The sequence below is a fragment of the Streptomyces sp. NPDC058274 genome, assembly GCF_042881375.1.
Lineage (GTDB): Bacteria > Actinomycetota > Actinomycetes > Streptomycetales > Streptomycetaceae > Streptomyces.
This window is the reverse complement of sequence record NZ_JBHVXW010000024.1, coordinates 1-19,392: the sequence shown is the minus strand read 5'-3', so window position 1 is coordinate 19,392 and position 19,392 is coordinate 1. Positions and strand designations below refer to the sequence as shown.

The 19,392-nt window shown below is 70.9% G+C and carries 18 protein-coding genes; 12 read left to right on the top strand and 6 right to left on the bottom strand.

Features of this window, described 5'->3' with window-relative positions; translation table 11 throughout:
* Positions 1–123 precede the first annotated feature (123 nt).
* Positions 124–480 carry a YciI family protein gene (locus tag ACFVYF_RS33265; protein WP_389461444.1) on the top strand — a complete coding sequence of 119 codons (357 nt, stop codon included), beginning with the start codon at positions 124–126 and terminating at the stop codon, positions 478–480.
* Positions 481–526: 46 nt separating this feature from the next.
* Complete coding sequence (locus ACFVYF_RS33260) at positions 527–1,846, top strand: RNA polymerase sigma factor (protein ID WP_389461442.1); 1,320 nt, start codon at positions 527–529, stop codon at positions 1,844–1,846.
* Between the two features lie 45 nt (positions 1,847–1,891).
* Here ACFVYF_RS33260 and ACFVYF_RS33255 read toward each other — a convergent pair whose 3' ends face one another.
* Positions 1,892–3,070, bottom strand: coding sequence for a methyltransferase domain-containing protein (locus tag ACFVYF_RS33255; RefSeq protein ID WP_389461441.1), 1,179 nt, complete (start codon positions 3,068–3,070; stop codon positions 1,892–1,894).
* Positions 3,071–3,160: 90 nt separating this feature from the next.
* Between ACFVYF_RS33255 and ACFVYF_RS33250 the strand changes: the two genes are divergently transcribed.
* The 4 genes from ACFVYF_RS33250 (at position 3,161) to groL (ending at position 7,304) form a co-directional block, all read left to right on the top strand.
* Positions 3,161–4,087 (top strand): polysaccharide deacetylase family protein, encoded by a 927-nt coding sequence (locus ACFVYF_RS33250; RefSeq protein WP_389461439.1) that lies wholly within the window; start codon positions 3,161–3,163, stop codon positions 4,085–4,087.
* A gap of 46 nt (positions 4,088–4,133) precedes the next feature.
* A complete protein-coding gene (locus ACFVYF_RS33245; RefSeq protein WP_389461437.1) occupies positions 4,134–4,922 on the top strand; it encodes a polysaccharide deacetylase family protein in 789 nt (262 codons plus the stop codon).
* 333 nt (positions 4,923–5,255) lie between these two features.
* Positions 5,256–5,564 carry a co-chaperone GroES gene (gene groES, locus ACFVYF_RS33240; RefSeq protein WP_261705370.1) on the top strand — a complete coding sequence of 103 codons (309 nt, stop codon included), beginning with the start codon at positions 5,256–5,258 and terminating at the stop codon, positions 5,562–5,564.
* Between the two features lie 111 nt (positions 5,565–5,675).
* A complete protein-coding gene (gene groL / locus ACFVYF_RS33235; protein WP_389461436.1) occupies positions 5,676–7,304 on the top strand; it encodes a chaperonin GroEL in 1,629 nt (542 codons plus the stop codon).
* Positions 7,305–7,403: 99 nt separating this feature from the next.
* Here groL and ACFVYF_RS33230 read toward each other — a convergent pair whose 3' ends face one another.
* Both ACFVYF_RS33230 and ACFVYF_RS33225 read right to left on the bottom strand, forming a co-directional pair.
* Positions 7,404–8,177 carry an SDR family NAD(P)-dependent oxidoreductase gene (locus tag ACFVYF_RS33230; RefSeq protein ID WP_389461434.1) on the bottom strand — a complete coding sequence of 258 codons (774 nt, stop codon included), beginning with the start codon at positions 8,175–8,177 and terminating at the stop codon, positions 7,404–7,406.
* Between the two features lie 212 nt (positions 8,178–8,389).
* Positions 8,390–9,088 (bottom strand): MOSC domain-containing protein, encoded by a 699-nt coding sequence (locus ACFVYF_RS33225; protein WP_389461432.1) that lies wholly within the window; start codon positions 9,086–9,088, stop codon positions 8,390–8,392.
* Between the two features lie 80 nt (positions 9,089–9,168).
* Between ACFVYF_RS33225 and ACFVYF_RS33220 the strand changes: the two genes are divergently transcribed.
* Complete coding sequence (locus tag ACFVYF_RS33220) at positions 9,169–10,065, top strand: LysR family transcriptional regulator (RefSeq protein WP_389461430.1); 897 nt, start codon at positions 9,169–9,171, stop codon at positions 10,063–10,065.
* Between the two features lie 90 nt (positions 10,066–10,155).
* Here the strand turns inward: ACFVYF_RS33220 and ACFVYF_RS33215 are convergent, their stop codons facing one another.
* The gene (locus tag ACFVYF_RS33215) at positions 10,156–10,488 is read right to left on the bottom strand and encodes a WhiB family transcriptional regulator (protein ID WP_389461428.1); all 333 of its coding nucleotides are present in this window, start codon (positions 10,486–10,488) and stop codon (positions 10,156–10,158) included.
* Between the two features lie 390 nt (positions 10,489–10,878).
* Here ACFVYF_RS33215 and ACFVYF_RS33210 point away from each other — a divergent pair, with 390 nt between their 5' ends.
* The 4 genes from ACFVYF_RS33210 (at position 10,879) to ACFVYF_RS33195 (ending at position 15,322) form a co-directional block, all read left to right on the top strand.
* On the top strand, positions 10,879–11,490 hold the full coding sequence (locus ACFVYF_RS33210; protein ID WP_003948568.1) for a response regulator transcription factor: 612 nt from the start codon (positions 10,879–10,881) through the stop codon (positions 11,488–11,490).
* Between the two features lie 268 nt (positions 11,491–11,758).
* Positions 11,759–12,346 carry a sigma-70 family RNA polymerase sigma factor gene (locus tag ACFVYF_RS33205; RefSeq protein ID WP_389461426.1) on the top strand — a complete coding sequence of 196 codons (588 nt, stop codon included), beginning with the start codon at positions 11,759–11,761 and terminating at the stop codon, positions 12,344–12,346.
* Between the two features lie 218 nt (positions 12,347–12,564).
* Positions 12,565–14,070, top strand: a complete 1,506-nt coding sequence (gene guaB, locus ACFVYF_RS33200) for an IMP dehydrogenase (RefSeq protein WP_389461424.1) — start codon at positions 12,565–12,567, stop codon at positions 14,068–14,070.
* A gap of 127 nt (positions 14,071–14,197) precedes the next feature.
* Positions 14,198–15,322 (top strand): GuaB3 family IMP dehydrogenase-related protein, encoded by a 1,125-nt coding sequence (locus ACFVYF_RS33195; protein WP_389461423.1) that lies wholly within the window; start codon positions 14,198–14,200, stop codon positions 15,320–15,322.
* A 73-nt stretch (positions 15,323–15,395) separates the two neighbouring features.
* On the opposite strand, the gene ACFVYF_RS33190 is transcribed toward ACFVYF_RS33195, so the two are convergent.
* Entirely contained in the window at positions 15,396–16,010 is a 615-nt protein-coding gene (locus ACFVYF_RS33190) for a hypothetical protein (RefSeq protein ID WP_389461421.1), read from the bottom strand.
* Positions 16,011–16,132: 122 nt separating this feature from the next.
* On the bottom strand, positions 16,133–17,341 hold the full coding sequence (locus tag ACFVYF_RS33185) for a nucleotide sugar dehydrogenase (RefSeq protein ID WP_389461419.1): 1,209 nt from the start codon (positions 17,339–17,341) through the stop codon (positions 16,133–16,135).
* 271 nt (positions 17,342–17,612) lie between these two features.
* Here ACFVYF_RS33185 and ACFVYF_RS33180 point away from each other — a divergent pair, with 271 nt between their 5' ends.
* On the top strand, positions 17,613–19,319 hold the full coding sequence (locus ACFVYF_RS33180; protein WP_389461417.1) for a glycerol-3-phosphate dehydrogenase/oxidase: 1,707 nt from the start codon (positions 17,613–17,615) through the stop codon (positions 19,317–19,319).
* Positions 19,320–19,392: the final 73 nt, after the last annotated feature.

Here is a 19,392-nt window from a genome sequence, read left to right as displayed (position 1 = left end):
TCGAAGAAAATCCGGCGCGGGTGTCGATCGGCGCGGGTCCCGTTCGACGCACTGGTGAGAGGCGGGGAGCGACCCCGCCCGGGACCGCCGGGACGCCCCGGCCGTCGTACCGAAGGAGTCACCATGCCCCGCTACCTGTCGATGGTCCGGATCGACGAGAACAACGCGCCCGCCGAGGGCCCGAGCCCCGAGCTGATGCAGCGGATGGGGGAACTGATCGAGGAGATGACCAAGGCCGGTGTCCTGCTGGACACCGCGGGGCTCACCCCGACCGCGCAGGGCACCCGGGTCCACTGGGAGAAGGGCCAACTGTCCGTCACCGACGGTCCGTTCACCGAGTCCAAGGAGGTCGTCGGCGGCTACGCGATCATCCAGGCCAAGGACAAGGCCGAGGCGATCGAGTGGACCAAGCGCTTCCTGAAGGTCCACGAGGAGCACTGGACCGTGACCTCCGAGGTCCGGGAGATCGCGGAGGGCTGAGCGGGGCGCTTGGCCGGACGGCTCCGCGGGTGTCTCATGGTGGGCTGTGACCGAGCAGCCCACCGCCACACCCGCGACCTCCGCCACGGCCGACGCCGGGACCGCCGGCGCCACTACGGCCGACGAGGCCGTCGCCGCCGTCGAGACGATCTTCCGGATCGAGTCGCCCCGGATCATCGCGGGCGTCACCCGGATCGTGCGGGACGTCGGCATCGCCGAGGAGCTGGCGCAGGACGCGCTGGTCGCCGCCCTGGAACAGTGGCCGCGGGACGGTGTGCCGGACAACCCGGGCGCCTGGCTGACGGCCACGGCCAAACACCGCGCGATCGACCTCGTACGGCGCCGGGAGCGCTACGCGCGCAAGCTGGCCGAGGTCGGGCGGGACCTGGAGAGCGCCCCGCAGCACGTCGACGCGCCCGGCGACCCGGACGACATCGACGACGACCTGCTGCGGCTCGTCTTCACCGCCTGCCATCCGGTGCTGTCCGCCGAGGCCCGTATCGCCCTCACGCTCCGGCTGCTCGGCGGGCTGACCACGCCCGAGATCGCCCGCGCGTACCTCGCCCCGGAGGCGACGGTCGCCCAGCGCATCGTGCGCGCCAAGCGGACGCTGGCCGCGAAGGGTGTCGCCTTCGAGGTGCCGTACGGCCCGGAGCGCGAAGCCCGGCTGGGATCGGTCCTGGAGGTCATCTACCTGATCTTCAACGAGGGGTACGCGGCGACCGCGGGGGACGACCTGCTGCGGCCGGCCCTGTGCGAGGACGCCCTGCGACTGGCCCGTGTGCTGGCCGAGCTGATGCCGAAGGAGCCCGAAGTGCACGGGCTCGCCGCGCTGCTGGAGCTCCAGTCGTCACGGTCGGCCGCCCGCACCGGCCCCGCGGGCGAGCCGGTGCTGCTCAAGGACCAGAACCGCCGGCGCTGGAACCGGATGCTGATCCGCCGCGGGTTCGCGGCCCTCGCCCGCGCCAACGCCGTCTCCGCCGGCCGCCCCGGCCCGTACGCGCTGCAGGCCGCGATCGCCGCCTGCCACGCCCAGGCGTACGCGTACGAGGACACGGACTGGCGGCAGATCGCCGCCCTGTACGACCTGCTCGCCGCCCGTTCCCCGTCCCCCGTCGTCGAGTTGAACCGTGCGGTCGCCGTCTCCATGGCCGAGGGCCCCGAGCCCGCCCTCGCCCTGGTCGACGCCCTGGCCACCGAACCCGCCCTCGGCGACTACCACTTGCTGCCCAGCGTGCGCGGCGACCTGCTCGCCCGGCTCGGCCGTACCCGGGAGGCCCGGGCGGAGTTCGAGCGCGCCGCGTCCCTCGCCCGCAACGAACGGGAACGCGAACTGCTGCGGGCCCGCGCGGAGGAGTGCCGGTGAGCCGGGGCTCGCGGGAGAGCCGCGGCGTGCGTGAGCCGCCGGGGCCTAGGCCGGGCGCCCGACCAGCATCGTCGGTGCTCCGGCCACCCGGGTGAGGAACACCGTCGCCGAGTTCGGTCCCTGCGGCTTCACCTTCCGCCGCAGCTCCTCCGGTTCGACGGCCGAGCCGCGCTTCTTCACGGTGAGCACGCCGACCCCGCGCTCCCGCAGCAGCGCCTTCAACTTCTTCACGTTGAAGGGGAGTTGGTCGGTGATCTCGTAGGCGGTCGCGTACGGGGTCGGGCGCAGGGCGTCGGCGGTCACGTACGCGATCGTCTCGTCGAGCAGACCACCGTCCAGCTCCTCGGCCACCTCCGCGACGAGGTGGGCGCGGATGACGGCGCCGTCGGGCTCGTACAGATAGCGCCCGAGCGGCCGCACCGACGGGTCGGGCAGCCCCCGGCCCCGCAGTTCACGGGGGCCCGGCAGCAGGGTGGCGCGGACCAGGCCCGGTTCGGTGCCGAACCACAGCACGGCCTCCTTCACGTCCCCGCCGTCCGAGATCCACTCGGCCTCGGCCGCCGCGGGGATCGCCTCGTGCGGGACGCCCGGCGCGATCTTCAGTGCGGCCCGGGGAGCCTTCAGGGCCGCCCCGACCGCCCAGGAGAGCGGCGGCGAGTACGCCTCGGGGTCGAAGATCCGGCCGCGTCCGCCGCGCCGGCCCGGGTCCACGAAGACCGCGTCGAACTCCTCGGTGGCCACCTCCGTGACGTCCGCCTCGCGCACCTCGATCAGGTCCGCGAGACCCAGCGCATCGGCGTTCGCGCGGGCCGCCGCCACCGTCAGCGGGTCCCGGTCGACGGCGAGGACCCGGATCCCGGCGCGGGCCAGCGCGATCGCGTCGCCGCCGATCCCGCAGCAGAGGTCGGCGACGGACCGGACGCCCAGCGCGCAAAAGCGCTCCGCGCGATACGTCGCGACGCTCGTCCGGGTGGACTGCTCGACCCCGTTCGGCGTGAAGAACATCCGCTCCGCGTCCTCGGCCCCGAACTTCGCCGCCGCCCGCTGCCGCAGCCGCGTCTGGGCGAGCACCGCCGTCACCAGGGGCGCCGGATGGTCACGGCGCAGCCGGGTGGCCACGGCCAGCTCCTGGGCCGGCTCGGTGCCACGCGCCGCGTCGAGCAGGGCGCGGCCCTCGGGGGTACGGAGGGAGGCGAAGGAGGCCAGCGGATCCAGGTCGTTCACCGGCCCATTGTGGGCCAGTCGGTGGACGGTGCGCGTCCGGCGGCGGTGTCGGCCCGACCCGGGCGCGGTGACCTGCGAGGATCCGGCGCCATGCGACTCGTACGACAAAATGATGAAAACCGCACGAAGCGGACCGTGGTGGGAGGGGTCCGGGGCGCCCTCGCCGTGCTCGCGGCCGCCGCTCTCGCCGCTGGCTGCGCCGGCACCGACTCCGGCGTCAAGGGCGCCCACGGACCGCAGGCGCTGCACGCGCCGCCGGCCCGCGCCCTGGACTCGTACGCCTCGAAGCTGCGTGTCGCGCAGGCCGCACGAGTCGCCGCGGCCAAGCGCTGGGGCCTGGCCAAGACCCCGCTGGCCGCGCCGCCCGCCCCGGCGAAGAAGCCGGTGATCGAGGCCCGCAAGGGCTTCGAGGTCGAGGACCAGGACGGGCTGCCCCCTGTCTTCACGACCATCCCCACCAAGGACAAGGTCGTCTTCCTCACCATCGACGACGGCGCCGAGAAGGACCCGGCGTTCCTGAAGATGATGAGCGACCTGAAGATCCCGTACACCGCCTTCCTCAGCGACTACCTCGCCAACGAGAACTACGGCTACTTCAAGAAGATGCAGGCCCGCGGCACCACCCTGAACAACCACACGCTGCACCACCCGTACCTGCCCGGGCTCTCCTACGAGCAGCAGAAGCACGAGATCTGCGGCATGCAGGACGTGATGAGGAAGCAGTTCGGCAAGCGCCCCACGCTCTTCCGGCCGCCGTACGGCAACTTCAACGAGGACACCCTGCGCGCCGCCAAGTCCTGCGGCATCAAGTACGCGCCGATCTGGAACGAAGAGGTCTTCGTCGACCACTGGGAGTACCGCGAGTGGGACCGGTCCCTGCACCCGGGCGACATCGTCCTGACCCACTTCCGGGGCCGTGAGGACTGGAAGGGCACCATGCCCGACATGGTCCGCCGCTTCCTGAAGAAGGTCACGGACGAGGGGTACGCCGTGGCGCGGCTGGAGGACTACCTGTGAGGGTGGCCGTACGCCCTGCCCCGGACGCGGGACCGGAGCGCCCCCGGTGACCGCGCGGGCACGCACCCTGCTGGCCGGCCTGCTCGTCTCCGCGCTGCTCGCCGGGGTCACCGGCTGCGCCCAGTCCGTCGACCCGATCGAGCGGCTGGGCAAGAAGGCGGCCGAGCGCGTGCGCACCCACGCGCCGCAGCGGCCGACCGCCGCGACGTACCGCCGCTGGGGGCTGGCCGCCCCGCTCGCCCCGGCCCCCGAACGCCCCGACCGGCGGCCCGCCGTGCCCGGCGCGGGCCCCGGACTGCCACCGGTGGTCGACCACGTCCCCACCCGGGACAAGGTGGTCTTCCTGACGTACGACGACGGAGCCGAGCGGGATCCGCGGTTCATCGACATGGTCCGCGAACTGCGGCTGCCGGTCAGCATGTTCCTCACGGACAGCGTCGTCGGGCCCGGGTACGGACACTTCGCGCAGCTGCGGGCGTTCGGCGCGAGCGTGCAGAACCACACCCTCGACCACACCTCGCTGCGCGGTCTGCCGTACGCCGGCCAGCGTGCCGAGATCTGCGGCCAGCAGGAGAAGCTCAAGCACCGCTTCGGCATCCGCCCCCGGCTGCTCCGCCCCCCGTACGGCACCTACGACACCACCACGCTCCGGGCCGCCGCCGACTGCGGGGTCTCCGCCGTCGTCCTCGGCCGGGACGCCGGCCCCGGCCGGCTGCACCCGGGCGACATCCTCCTCGGCCCCGACGAACCCGACGTCACCGCGACGATGACCCGCCTGCTGCGCCGCATCCAGTCCGAGGGCCTGACGCCCGCTCGCCTCGAGGACTACCTGTAGGAGATCAGCCCGTGCGCCTGGAGGAGTACCTGGGGAATCCAGCCCGTCCGGCGTTTGAGGACGAGGCCGTCCAGGCCGATATCGGGGGTCTGGGGGCAGAGCCCCCAGAGGACGCCCGCCCCCACCCAGGGCACCCATTTCCGCCGCCGCGCCGGCAGGCGTTTGGCACTCCGCTTGACCGAGTGCTAATCGCAGTCATAGTCTCTGGTCTGGCACTCCCCCCTGGAGAGTGCCAATAGCGACGGGCAGGTCCGGCACCCGCGACGACGGATCCACCTGGTCGCCACCTCAGACAGTTAACCCCGTGAGATCTCCGAAGGGGGAGGTCGGATCGTGACGACCACCAGCTCCAAGGTTGCCATCAAGCCGCTCGAGGACCGCATTGTGGTCCAGCCGCTCGACGCCGAGCAGACCACCGCCTCTGGCCTGGTCATCCCGGACACTGCCAAGGAGAAGCCCCAGGAGGGCGTCGTCCTGGCCGTGGGCCCGGGTCGCTTCGAGGACGGTAACCGTCTTCCGCTCGACGTCACCGTCGGCGACGTAGTGCTCTACAGCAAGTACGGCGGCACCGAGGTGAAGTACAACGGCGAGGAGTACCTCGTCCTCTCGGCTCGCGACGTACTCGCGATCATCGAGAAGTAATTCACCCAGTTTTGCAGTGAACTGCGCCCCTGGCCCCCGCGACCTAAGAAGCCGGGCGCTGGGGGCGCAGTTCGTTTCTCCCAAGTTTTCCGAGAGGGCTGAATCGCTCCCATGGCGAAGATCCTGAAGTTCGACGAGGACGCCCGTCGCGCCCTTGAGCGCGGCGTCAACAAGCTTGCCGACACAGTGAAGGTGACGATCGGCCCCAAGGGCCGCAACGTCGTCATCGACAAGAAGTTCGGCGCCCCCACCATCACCAACGACGGCGTCACCATCGCCCGCGAGGTCGAGGTCGAGGACCCGTACGAGAACCTCGGCGCCCAGCTGGTGAAGGAGGTGGCGACCAAGACCAACGACATCGCGGGTGACGGCACCACCACCGCCACCGTGCTGGCCCAGGCGCTCGTCCGCGAGGGCCTGAAGAACGTCGCCGCGGGCGCCTCCCCGGCCCTGCTCAAGAAGGGCATCGACGCCGCGGTCAAGGCCGTGTCCGAGGAGCTCCTCGCGACCGCCCGGCCGATCGACGAGAAGTCCGACATCGCCGCCGTCGCCGGTCTGTCCGCCCAGGACCCGCAGGTCGGCGAGCTCATCGCCGAGGCGATGGACAAGGTCGGCAAGGACGGTGTCATCACCGTCGAGGAGTCCAACACCTTCGGTCTGGAGCTCGACTTCACCGAGGGCATGGCCTTCGACAAGGGCTACCTGTCGCCGTACATGGTGTCCGACCAGGAGCGTATGGAGGCCGTCCTTGACGACCCGTACATCCTCATCCACCAGGGCAAGATCAGCTCCATCCAGGACCTGCTGCCGCTGCTGGAGAAGGTCATCCAGGCCAACGCCTCCAAGCCGCTGCTGATCATCGCCGAGGACGTCGAGGGCGAGGCCCTGTCGACCCTGGTCGTGAACAAGATCCGCGGCACCTTCAACGCCGTCGCGGTGAAGGCCCCCGGCTTCGGTGACCGCCGCAAGGCCATGCTCGGCGACATCGCCACCCTCACCGGTGGTCAGGTCATCGCCGAGGAGGTCGGCCTCAAGCTCGACCAGGTCGGCCTGGACGTGCTGGGCACCGCCCGCCGCGTGACCGTCACCAAGGACGACACCACCATCGTCGACGGTGGCGGCAGCTCCGACGAGGTCCTCGGCCGCGTCAACCAGATCAAGGCCGAGATCGAGAACACCGACTCCGACTGGGACCGCGAGAAGCTCCAGGAGCGCCTCGCGAAGCTGGCCGGCGGCGTGTGCGTGATCAAGGTCGGTGCCGCGACCGAGGTCGAGCTCAAGGAGAAGAAGCACCGTCTGGAGGACGCCATCTCCGCGACCCGCGCCGCGGTCGAGGAGGGCATCGTCTCCGGTGGTGGCTCCGCGCTCGTCCACGCCGTGAAGGTCCTCGAGGGCAACCTCGGCAAGACCGGCGACGAGGCCACGGGTGTCGCGGTCGTCCGCCGCGCCGCCGTCGAGCCGCTGCGCTGGATCGCCGAGAACGCCGGCCTGGAGGGTTACGTCATCACCTCCAAGGTCGCCGAGCTCGACAAGGGCCAGGGCTTCAACGCCGCGACCGGTGAGTACGGCGACCTGGTCAAGGCCGGCGTCATCGACCCGGTCAAGGTCACCCGCTCCGCGCTGGAGAACGCCGCGTCCATCGCCTCCCTGCTGCTGACGACCGAGACCCTGGTCGTCGAGAAGCCGGCGGACGACGAGGGCGAGGCCGGTCACAGCCACGGCCACGGCCACTCGCACTAAGGCCTCAAGGCCGGCAGGCCATGGGGTCGCAGGACCGAAGAAGCCTCCCTTCCCCGGACCGGGGAAGGGAGGCTTCGGCCGTTATCGGCACCGTCGCGCTCACTGCGGGCCGTACTTCCGCCCCGTCTTCGACGTGACCCCGCCGAGCAGCGCCCGCGGAGTCACCTTCACCACGCCCATCAGGGCCTTGTAACGGGGATCCGGGATGGACAGCGACTTGCCGCGGGCCAGATCCGCCAGGGCCGCCGTGACCAGCTTGTCCGCGTCGAGCCACATCCACTTGGGGATGTTGTCCGTGCCCATGCCGGCCCGCTCGTGGAACTCGGTGCGCACGAAACCGGGGCACAGGGCCATCAGGCGTACGCCGCTGCCGGCCAGGTCCTTCGCCGCGCCCTGCGTGAACTGCACGACCCACGCCTTGGACGCGCCGTACGTACCGCGCGGCACGAAGGCGGCGACCGAGGCGACGTTGACGACCCCGCCACGGCCGCGGACACGCATGCTCGCGGTCGCCGCCGAGGTCAGCCGCAGCACCGCCTCGCAGTGCACCTTGAGCATCTTCAGCTCGTCGGCCATCGGTACGTCCAGATAGCGGCCCTTGTTGCCGAAGCCCGCGTTGTTGACCAGCAGGTCGACGGGGTTCCTGGGGTCGGACAGCCGGGCGGCCACGGACTCGATGCCGGCGTCCGTCGCGAGGTCGGCCGTCAGCACCTCCGCCTCGATGCCGTGCCGGTCGTGCAGTTCGGTGGCCTGCTCGCGCAGCCGCTTGGTGTCGCGCGCCACCAGGACGAGGTTGTGGCCGTCCGCCGCCAGCCGCCGCGCGAAGGCAGCGCCGATGCCCGCGGTCGATCCCGTAATCAAAGCCGTTGTCATGGCCCAAGGTTAGGACCGCGACCGGGATGCTCACGCCGCGCGCCGAACCCCGTCCGCCTGCTGCCGGTACGGGTGTCACGCGCCCGATGGCAGGCGTTGCCCACCGGCGGGCCCGGGCCCGAACACGCTTGGCCGAGCCGCCCGGACGGCCCCGAACCCGCCTCGTTCGGCCGCGCCGGCCGCGTCCCGCCCGCCGGTCGCCGATACGCCGTTCACGCCCCGGGAACGCCGTCCGTCCCCTCGGAACTGCCGTACTTCTCCACGTACTTCCGCGCGATGTCCCGCTCCTCCGGGTGCAGCGCGTCTCCGGCCGCGAGCAGGCGTGGCAGCAGGGCCCGTTCGAGGGTGACGGCGCGGAACTGGAGGGCCACCGTCACCTCGTGGTCCGGCCGGTGCAGGATCCGGACCGGGTCGCCGGCCCGGATCTCGCCGGGGCGTATCACCCGCAGATAGGCGCCCGGCGCACCCCGCCGCGTGAAGCGCCTGACCCAGCCCTTCTCGCCGAGGTGCTCCTGGAAGGTGCGGCAGGGGATACGACCACTGGTGACCTCCAGGACGACCTCGTCCCCGATGCCCCAGTGCTCGCCGATCCGGGCACCGGAGACATCGAGCCCCTGGGTCGTGAGGTTCTCGCCGAAGACGCCGTTCGCCAGCGGACGGTCCAGCTCGCGCTCCCAGTCGTCGAGGTCCTCGCGCGCGAACGCGTACACCGCCTGGTGCTCCCCGCCGTGGTGGCGCAGGTCGCAGACGGCGTCCCCGGCCAGGCCACCGGCGCCGACGCCCTTGGGACCCGGCGCCGCCACCCGCACCGGCCCGTCCACCGGCCGCTTGTCGATGCCGGTCAGGCCCTCCGGCTGGTCCGTGTACTCCACGGCCGTCGCCCGGCCCACGTTCAGAGACAGAAGCTTCATGACGGAACGCTAAGCGATGGCCACCCAAAGCCGCGACGCAGTATTCGACGCCGTATCCAAGATTCGCTTATGCTCAAAGGGTGATCGAGGCCCGTCATCTCCGTGTTCTGCGCGCCGTGGCCGCCACCGGTTCCTTCTCGGCGGCGGGGCGCGAACTGGGTTGCACCCAGCCCGCCGTCAGCCAGCAGATGAAGGCGCTCGAATCCTCCGTCGGCACGCCCCTGCTGATCCGCACCGGCCGTGAAATGCGCCTGACCCAGGCCGGCGAGGCCCTGGTCCGGCACGGAGCGGGCATCCTCGCCGGACTGACGGCGGCGGAGGAGGAGGTGGCCGCCATCGCCGGGCTGCGCGCGGGCCGCGTCCGGCTCGTCTCCTTCCCCAGCGGCAGCTCCGCCCTGGTGCCCACCGCGCTCGCCGCACTCCGCGCCGACCACCCGGGCACCCGCGTCTCCCTGGAGGAGGCGGAACCGCCCCGCTCGGTGGAGATGCTGCGCGAGGGCGACTGCGACATCGCGCTCGCCTTCCGGTACGAGGGCGCGGCGGGCGCCGAGGAATGGGACGACCTGGTCGTACGGCCGCTGCTGGTGGACCGGCTCGTCGGGCTCGTCCCCGAGGGCCACCGGCTGGGGACGGCGGACTCGGTGGCCATCGGGGAGCTCGCCGGCGAGCCGTGGATCGCGGGCTGCCCGCGCTGCCGGGGACAACTCGTCGAGGTCTGCGAGGCCGCCGGCTTCGTGCCCCGCATCGACTTCGCCACCGACGACTATCCGGCGGTGGTCGGCCTGGTCGGCGCCGGCCTCGGCGTCGCGGTCCTTCCGGAGCTGGCCGTGGAGTCCGTACGCCCCAAGGGGGTGCGCACAGTGACGGTGGAGCCGCCGGTACGGCGCGAGATCGTCGCCCTCACTCTGCCGGACCTCGCCCAGGTGCCCGCGGTCGCGGCCACCCTGACCCGGCTGGCCAGGGCCGCGGCCCGCTGAGAAGGGCACTCGGCCGGGTTGGCCAGAAGTCGGCCGGGCGCGCCAAAAGTAGGGGCACGCGTGCGCGTGCCCGTCAGGAGAAACGTTCCTTCAGTTGTGCAGCTGGTTCGACGGCCCGCCGCCGCTCGCTGCCGACACGAGCCGGTTGCGCGCGCGCCCCATGAGCTCTTCGCGTTCGTCCTCGGTCAGTCCGCCCCACACCCCGTACGGCTCGCGCACCGCCAGCGCGTGGGCCGCGCACTGGGCGCGTACGGGGCATCTCATGCAGACCTCTTTGGCCGAGTTCTCGCGAGCGCTCCGTGCCGCACCGCGCTCGCCCTCCGGGTGGAAGAAGAGCGAGCTGTCGACCCCGCGGCACGCCGCGAGGAGCTGCCAGTCCCAGAGGTCCGCGTTCGGACCGGGAAGGCGGGAGAAATCTGCCATTGCGTGTCCCCTTGTTGCCGTTCTGGGCTGCTATGTGCCCATCGACCGTACATCTACGATCTAAGGAGATGAAAATATGACTCATTGCGAATCTAGCCATAGACACCAGCAAAAGGGAAGAAAACCGGCTAAATGGGGCATGGGTTGTGATGAAAGATTGAGGGTCCGTTGTGCATGTCTGCACCGTGTCCGCCCCCTCACGTAGAGTGCCGAAGATGACGGACGGCCCCGTAACTCTTTCGAGTGACCATCGTTGAGAGTGCGAGGCGGTCGAAGGAACAAGCGCTCGGGCAGACGGCAGTATCCGTCGGCGAGTGTCGACCGCTCAGGTGACGATTCGTAACCAGCCTGGAGGCTCAAGGTGACGCGCATCAGCTGCGGAGGGCGGCCATGACATCCGTCCTCGTCTGCGACGACTCCCCGCTTGCCCGAGAGGCGCTCCGCCGTGCGGTCGCGACCGTGCCCGGCGTAGAGCGTGTCACGACGGCGGCCAACGGCGAGGAAGTCCTCCGCCGCTGGGGTGCCGACCGTTCGGACCTGATTCTGATGGACGTACGCATGCCCGGTCTGGGCGGTGTGGAGACCGTCCGGCGGCTGCTGTCCGCCGACCCCGGTGCGCGCATCATCATGCTCACCGTCGCCGAGGACCTGGACGGCGTGGCGCTCGCCGTCGCCGCCGGTGCCCGCGGCTATCTGCACAAGGACGCCTCGCGCGCCGAGTTGCGGGCCACCGTGACGCAGGCGCTCGCCGACCCCACCTGGCGGCTCGCCCCGCGCAGACTGCGGTCGGCCGAGATGGGTGCCGCTCCCACGCTCACCGCGCGGGAGATCCAGGTCCTGGAAGGCATGAGCCACGGCCGCTCGAACGCGGAGATCGGCCGTGAGCTGTTCCTCTCCGAAGACACGGTGAAGACGCACGCCAGGCGACTTTTCAAGAAGCTCGGCGCCTCGGACCGCGCGCATGCCGTGGCACTCGGTTTCCGGTGGGGCCTGGTTCGCTAGGTGAGTCGCCGGGAGGGTATGACGGCAGCAGTCCCCGCTCGCCCCGAGGCGGGCGGGGCCGGGCCCTCGAAGAGAGCCTTGGCGATGCCCGATCCCCGTTTCCCGGCGGATGCCGCATGCTTGAGGTGTGGAGTTCCTCGGGGACGAGTCGGGCAAGCGGAAGGGGAGGGCGCAGGAAATGAGTTCCGGCGCACCTGCTCATAACGCTTCGGTGCACAACTATGGACGCGGTGCCACGGATCGGACGACGCCAAGGCACCATGGACCGATGCGTGACGATGAGGCGGCCACTGCCCAAGGGGCAATCGGTTCGCTGGTCCATCGCGCGGTCGACGGCGACGAGCAGGCCACGCACGACCTGCTCGCTCACGTACACCCTCTGGCATTGCGCTACTGCCGTACGCGCCTTTCCCGGCTTCCGGGGGACGCGCGGCATTTCGTGGAGGACCTGGCGCAGGAGGTCTGTGTCGCGGTCCTGCTGGCCCTGCCGCGCTACAAGGACACGGGCCGCCCCTTCGAAGCCTTCGTCTTCGCCATCGCCGCGCACAAGGTCGCCGATCTGCAGCGCGCCGCGATGCGTCACCCCGGATCGACGGCCGTGCCCTCGGACGAGATGCCCGAGCGCCCCGACGACTCCCTCGGCCCCGAGGAGCGTGCGCTGCTCAGCAGCGACGCCGAATGGGCCAAGAAGCTCATGGCCAACCTCCCCGAGAACCAGCGCGAGCTGCTCCTGCTGAGGATCGCGGTGGGCCTCACGGCCGAGGAGACCGGCCAGATGTTGGGAATGTCACCAGGAGCGGTCCGCGTGGCCCAGCACCGGGCCCTGAGCCGCCTCCGGGCGCTGGCCGAGCAGTAGCCCCGCCCGGTCGGTCGCGATCGCAAGAGCCGGGGGGCCTTCCCTGGCGGCGACCTGCCTCTCGGGGGTGTCTCCCGGGCGCGGCGGATGAACGGCGCTGCCCCCGGACCCGTACGAACCTACGAAGCCAACGGGCAGCCGGCACCGTGGAATGAGAGAGCCATGCTTCCCGTTAGCATGGACATCCGCACCGATCAAGGCCATTTGGGGAAGGTGTCATGACTGCCAACGTCGACGGAGTGCCCGCCAAATTCGCGACACTCGGGCTGACCTACGACGACGTGCTGTTGCTGCCGGGCGCTTCGGAAGTGCTGCCCAACGCGGTCGACACCTCGTCCCGCATCTCCCGCAACGTGCGTGTGAACATCCCGCTGCTCTCGGCCGCGATGGACAAGGTGACCGAGTCGCGCATGGCCATCGCCATGGCCCGGCAGGGCGGCGTGGGCGTACTGCACCGCAACCTCTCCATCGAGGACCAGGTCAACCAGGTCGACCTCGTGAAGCGCTCCGAGTCCGGCATGGTCACCGACCCGATCACGGTCCACCCGGACGCCACGTTGGCCGAGGCGGACGCGCTGTGCGCCAAGTTCCGCATCAGCGGCGTCCCCGTCACCGACGGCAACGGCAAGCTGCTCGGCATCGTCACCAACCGCGACATGGCCTTCGAGACCGACCGCTCGCGCCAGGTGCGCGAGGTCATGACGCCGATGCCCCTGGTCACCGGCAAGGTCGGCATCTCGGGCAACGACGCGATGCAACTGCTGCGCCGCCACAAGATCGAGAAGCTGCCGCTGGTCGACGACGCGGGCATCCTCAAGGGCCTCATCACGGTCAAGGACTTCGTGAAGGCCGAGAAGTACCCGCACGCCGCGAAGGACGCCGAGGGCCGCCTGCTGGTGGGTGCCGCCGTCGGAGCCAGCCCCGAGGCGCTGGAGCGGGCGCAGGCCCTGGCCGAGGCCGGTGCGGACTTCCTGATCGTCGACACCTCGCACGGACACAACAGCAACGCCCTCAACTGGATGGCGAAGATCAAGTCGAGCGTCGGTGTCGACGTGATCGGCGGAAACGTCGCCACGCGTGACGGCGCCCAGGCCCTGATCGACGCCGGTGTCGACGGCGTCAAGGTCGGCGTGGGCCCCGGCTCGATCTGTACCACCCGCGTGGTCGCCGGCATCGGCGTCCCCCAGGTCACCGCCATCTACGAAGCGGCCCTCGCGGCCCGCGCCGCAGGCGTCCCGGTGATCGGCGACGGCGGTCTGCAGTACTCCGGCGACATCGGCAAGGCCCTCGCGGCCGGCGCCGACACGGTGATGCTCGGCAGCCTCCTCGCGGGCTGCGAGGAGTCGCCCGGCGAGCTGCAGTTCATCAACGGCAAGCAGTTCAAGTCGTACCGCGGCATGGGCTCCCTCGGTGCCATGCAGTCGCGCGGCCAGGGCAGGTCGTACTCGAAGGACCGCTACTTCCAGGCCGAGGTGGCCTCCGACGACAAGCTCGTCCCCGAGGGCATCGAGGGCCAGGTGCCCTACCGCGGCCCGCTGGCCAACGTGCTGCACCAGCTCGTCGGCGGTCTGCGCCAGACCATGGGCTATGTGGGCGCCGCCTCCATCGACGAGATGGAGACCAAGGGCCGCTTCGTCCGCATCACCTCGGCGGGCCTCAAGGAGAGCCACCCGCACGACATCCAGATGACGGTCGAGGCACCGAACTACAGCCGTAACCAGTAGTCGTCAGCAGCGGCCGTAACCAGTAGCCGTACGGCTTGAGGGCGGTCCCGGAGGTTCCGGGGCCGCCCTTGTCGTGGGCGTCGGCGATACTGGGAGACGCAGAACCGAAGAGGGAAAGGCCACACACGTGACTGAGATCGAGATCGGGCGCGGCAAGCGCGGCCGCCGGGCGTACGCCTTCGACGACATCGCCGTCGTCCCGAGCCGCCGTACCCGGGACCCGAAGGAGGTCTCGATCGCCTGGCAGATCGATGCCTACCGCTTCGAGCTGCCCTTCCTGGCCGCCCCCATGGACTCGGTCGTCTCGCCGGCCACCGCGATCCGCATCGGTGAGCTGGGCGGCCTGGGCGTGCTCAACCTCGAAGGCCTGTGGACGCGGTACGAGGACCCGCAGCCGCTGCTCGACGAGATCGCCGGGCTGGACGCGGACACCGCGACCCGCCGCCTCCAGGAGATCTACGCGGCTCCGATCAAGGAAGAGCTGATCGGGCAGCGCATCAAGGAGGTGCGCGACGCGGGCGTGATCACGGCCGCCGCCCTGTCCCCGCAGCGCACGGCGCAGTTCTCCAAGGCCGTCGTGGACGCGGGCGTGGACATCTTCGTCATCCGCGGTACGACGGTCTCGGCCGAGCACGTGTCGGGTGCCGCCGAGCCGCTGAACCTGAAGCAGTTCATCTACGAGCTGGACGTCCCGGTGATCGTCGGCGGCTGCGCCACGTACACCGCCGCCCTGCACCTGATGCGCACGGGCGCGGCGGGTGTGCTCGTCGGCTTCGGCGGCGGCGCGGCGCACACCACGCGCAATGTGCTGGGCATCCAGGTCCCGATGGCGACGGCCGTCGCGGACGTCGCCGCAGCCCGCCGTGACTACATGGACGAGTCCGGCGGCCGGTACGTGCACGTGATCGCCGACGGCGGCGTCGGCTGGTCCGGCGACCTCCCCAAGGCCATCGCCTGCGGTGCCGACTCGGTGATGATGGGCTCCCCGCTGGCCCGTGCCACGGACGCGCCCGGCCGCGGCCACCACTGGGGCATGGAGGCGGTCAACGAGGAACTGCCGCGCGGCAAGAAGGTCGACCTCGGCACCGTCGGCACGATCGAGGAGATCCTCGCCGGTCCCTCGCACATCCCGGACGGCTCGATGAACATCTTCGGTGCCCTCCGCCGCGCCATGGCCACCACCGGCTACAGCGAGCTCAAGGAGTTCCAGCGTGTCGAGGTGACGGTCGCGGACTCGCAGCACAAGCGCTGACCAGCCCGTAGGACGTGAGAGGGCCCGGTTCACCCGTGCGGTGAACCGGGCCCTTTCGTCTGCCGCCGAGCGGCTACCGGCCGGCCTTCTGGGTGCTGGAGAACGCCACGTAGGCGGCGATCGCGAAGAAGACGAAGGTCAGCGGGTCGGCTTCGGTCTTCCACGCCTCCTGGACGAGGTCGAAGTTCTGGAAGAAGACCTTGTCGAAGCCGACATGGGCGTCCTTGGCGATGAGCATGGCCTCGCCGATCAGCTGGCCGAGGTAGACCGAGCCCAGGGACAGGACGACGCTGACGATCGGCAGGACGGGGTTGCGGCCGCCGACGCGGCCCGCGGCGAGTCCGATCAGGAAGCCGACGCCGACGGCCGCCCAGCCGATCTCGTGCCGGGTCGCGCCGATGATGGCGCCGTAGACGCCCGCCGCGACCAGGGCGGCGCCGACGGCGGCCGCCAGCCCGAGTACGACGTTGGTGCGGGCCGGGGCGACCGGAGGCGCCGGGGCGACCGGGTAGCCCGGAGCCGTCGGGAAGCCCGGCTGGGGGGCCTCCGACTGCGGGGCGGACGGGGTGCCGGTGCCGGGCTGCTGGTCGGCGTACGGGTTCTCGGCCTGCTGGGCCTCTTCGGGCTGCTCGGCCTTCTCCAGGTTCGGTGCCGGCGGGCCGGACGGTGGCATGGACGACTGACTCATGTGGATCCCCCCAGGGATGTGAACGCACAGCAGTGAGTGCGGAGCTGGAAGCGCACTCGTGTGCGAGAGCTGCCGCACACTAGCAGGCGAAAATGGATCTCCGCCGGGGGATTCTCGGGAGGTCAGAGGCGGTGTGCCGCGCCGGTCGGAGTGGCGCCGCGGGTGTCCAGGAGGAGTTGGGCTTTAACGGACAGGCCCTGGAGGTCGTACGTGCGGTGCTGCTGGAGCAGGATCGTCAGGTCGGCGTCGGCCGCGGCCTCGTACAGGGAGTCGGCCCGGGGGATGGGGCGGTCCAGGACGCTCCAGGCGGGGATGAGCGGGTCGTGGTAGCTCACGGACGCGCCCAGTTCCATCAGCCGCAGGGCGATCTCGTGGGCGGGCGAGCCCTGTTGGTCCGCGAGGTCGGCCTTGTAGGTGACGCCGAGCAGCAGCACGCGCGCGCCGCGGGCCGATTTCCCGTGCTCGTTGAGCAGGGTCGCGGCGCGCTGGATCACGTACTGGGGCATGTGGTCGTTGACCTGCTGGGCCAGTTCGACCATGCGGAGGGTGCGGCCCGAGTGGCCGATCAGGTCCTGGGCGATTCCGTGGCCGCCGACGCCGGGCCCCGGCCGGAAGGCCTGGAAGCCGAACGGCTTGGTCTCGGCGCAGCGGATGACGTCCCACAGGTCGACGCCCAAGTCGTTGCAGAGCACGGCCATCTCGTTGACCAGGGCGATGTTGACGTGCCGGAAGTTGGTCTCCAGGAGCTGAACCGTCTCCGCCTCGCGTGGTCCACGCGCGCGTACGACCTTGTCGGTGAGACGGCCGTAGAAGGCGGCGGCCGATTCGGTGCAGGCGGGGGTCAGACCGCCGATGACCTTGGGGGTGTTGGCGGGGTTGAAGTCGCGGTTGCCGGGGTCGACCCGGCTGGGCGAGTACGCGAGGTGGAAGTCGCGGCCGGCCCGTAGCCCGGAACCCTCTTCGAGGAGCGGGCGCAGGAATTCCTCGGTGGTGCCGGGGTACACGGGGGACTCGAGGATCACCGTGGTGTGCGGGCGCAGGCGTGCGGCCAGGGTGCGGGCGGCCGCGGCCACCTGGCCCAGATCCAGCCCGCCGTCCGCGCCTCGCGGGGTCGGCGCACAGATGACCGCGGTGCGCACCCGGCCGAGTTCGGCCGGGTTGGTGGTCGGCCGGAAGCCTCCCGAGTGCATCCGGCGCAGTTCGGCGGCGGTGAGCGAGCCGCCCTCGGGCCCGGTTTTGTAACCGAGAGTGGGGATGCCTGCGGCGACGGCGGCCTGGGCCAGGGGCAGGCCGAGATGACCGAGTCCGATGACGGCGAGATCTGCGGGCATGGCGTGGGCCGTCCTTCCCAGTAACCGAAGTGGGACATGCGCGCAAACCCGGTGGACAGAACGGGCGAGCGCAATGTCAGACTAGGAGTAAATATGACCGATTTGCGGGATTACTTGGCTGTGTTTCCTTGAGAGTCCCCGATTGATGTCCACGGGCCCCGGGTGGGCGGTGGCCGATGGTGGGCAACACGGTCAGAATTTGGGCATGGGGAGTGAGAGCCGGGCTTCGCCGGACGGGTGCGGCCAGCGCAACGGATAGCGGGAGGCAGCGGTGAGGACAGCGACACTGGGGCCGGCGGAGCGCGCCGAGTCACTGGCGGAAATGGCCGAGCGTGAGCTGGACGTACTGGTTGTGGGCGGCGGGGTGGTCGGTGCCGGCACCGCGCTCGACGCCGTGACCCGCGGTCTGTCCACGGGGCTGGTCGAGGCGCGTGACTGGGCGTCGGGCACATCGAGCCGGTCCAGCAAGCTGATCCACGGCGGGCTGCGCTATCTGGAGATGCTCGACTTCGCACTGGTGCGCGAGGCCCTCAAGGAGCGCGGCCTCCTCCTGGAGCGGCTCGCACCCCACCTGGTGAAGCCCGTGCCCTTCCTCTATCCGTTGCAGCACAAGGGCTGGGAGCGGCTGTACGCGGGATCGGGCGTCGCGCTCTACGACGCCATGTCGATGGCCCGCGGACACGGCCGCGGCCTGCCCGGCCACCGCCATCTGAGCCGCCGCCACGCGCTGCGCGTCGCGCCCGCCCTGAAGAGGGACGCGCTGGTCGGTGCCCTGCAGTACTACGACGCGCAGATGGACGACGCCCGCTATGTGGCGACCCTGGTGCGCACGTCGGCGGCGTACGGCGCGAAGGTCGCCAACCGTGCGCGGGTGACCGGCTTCCTGCGCGAGGGCGAGCGCGTCGTCGGCGCCCGGGTGCAGGATGTCGAGGGCGGCGGGGAGTACGAGATCCACGCCAAGCAGGTGGTGAACGCGACGGGTGTGTGGACCGACGACACCCAGGCGCTGGTCGGCGAGCGGGGCCAGTTCCACGTCCGCGCGTCCAAAGGCATCCATCTGGTCGTACCGAAGGACCGGATCAACTCGACCTCGGGCCTGATCCTGCGGACCGAGAAGTCCGTGCTGTTCGTCATCCCCTGGGGCCGGCACTGGATCGTCGGCACCACCGACACCGACTGGGACCTCGACAAGGCGCATCCGGCGGCCTCCAGCGCCGACATCGACTACCTCCTTGAACATGTGAACTCGGTGCTCTCGGTGCCCCTGACCCGCGACGACGTCCAGGGGGTCTACGCCGGACTGCGGCCGCTGCTCGCCGGTGAGTCGGATGCCACCAGCAAGCTCTCGCGCGAGCACACCGTCGCGCATCCGGTGCCGGGACTCGTGGTCGTGGCGGGCGGCAAGTACACGACCTACCGCGTGATGGCCAAGGACGCGGTGGACGAGGCGGTGCACGGCCTCGACCAGCGGGTCGCCGAGTGTGTCACCGAGGACATCCCGCTGATCGGCGCCGAGGGCTACCGCGCGATGTGGAACGCGCGAGCGCGGATCGCGGCCAAGACCGGGATCCACGTGGTGCGCGTGGAGCACCTCCTCAACCGCTACGGGTCGCTCGCCGACGAACTCCTCGACCTCATCGCCGGCGACTCCTCCCTCGGCGAGCCCCTGCAGGCGGCGGACGACTATCTGCGCGCCGAGATCGTCTACGCCGCCTCGCACGAGGGCGCGCGCCATCTGGACGACGTCCTCACCCGCCGTACGCGCATCTCCATCGAGACCTTCGACCGGGGCACGCGCAGCGCCCGTGAGGCCGCGGAGCTGATGGCCCCGGTCCTCGGCTGGGACAAGGACCAGATCGAACGCGAGGTGGAGCACTACGAGAAGCGGGTCGAGGCGGAGCGCGAGTCGCAGCGCCAGCCGGACGACCTGACGGCGGACGCGGCACGGCTGGGGGCGCCGGACATCGTGCCGCTGTAGCTGTAGCTGTAGCTGTAGCTGTAGCGGGTGCGGGTGCGGTGGGGGCGACTGCGAAGCCGGATCGGCTTCGCAG

Coding starts and splice junctions, on each gene's coding strand:
- ACFVYF_RS33265 (WP_389461444.1), top strand. CDS start 124: ATGCCCCGCTACCTGTCGATGGTCCGGATCGACGAGAACAACGCGCCC.
- ACFVYF_RS33250 (WP_389461439.1), top strand. CDS start 3,161: ATGCGACTCGTACGACAAAATGATGAAAACCGCACGAAGCGGACCGTG.
- groL (WP_389461436.1), top strand. CDS start 5,676: ATGGCGAAGATCCTGAAGTTCGACGAGGACGCCCGTCGCGCCCTTGAG.
- ACFVYF_RS33230 (WP_389461434.1), bottom strand. CDS start 8,177: ATGACAACGGCTTTGATTACGGGATCGACCGCGGGCATCGGCGCTGCC.
- ACFVYF_RS33225 (WP_389461432.1), bottom strand. CDS start 9,088: ATGAAGCTTCTGTCTCTGAACGTGGGCCGGGCGACGGCCGTGGAGTAC.
- ACFVYF_RS33215 (WP_389461428.1), bottom strand. CDS start 10,488: ATGGCAGATTTCTCCCGCCTTCCCGGTCCGAACGCGGACCTCTGGGAC.
- ACFVYF_RS33210 (WP_003948568.1), top strand. CDS start 10,879: ATGACATCCGTCCTCGTCTGCGACGACTCCCCGCTTGCCCGAGAGGCG.
- ACFVYF_RS33205 (WP_389461426.1), top strand. CDS start 11,759: ATGCGTGACGATGAGGCGGCCACTGCCCAAGGGGCAATCGGTTCGCTG.
- guaB (WP_389461424.1), top strand. CDS start 12,565: ATGACTGCCAACGTCGACGGAGTGCCCGCCAAATTCGCGACACTCGGG.
- ACFVYF_RS33190 (WP_389461421.1), bottom strand. CDS start 16,010: ATGAGTCAGTCGTCCATGCCACCGTCCGGCCCGCCGGCACCGAACCTG.
- ACFVYF_RS33185 (WP_389461419.1), bottom strand. CDS start 17,341: ATGCCCGCAGATCTCGCCGTCATCGGACTCGGTCATCTCGGCCTGCCC.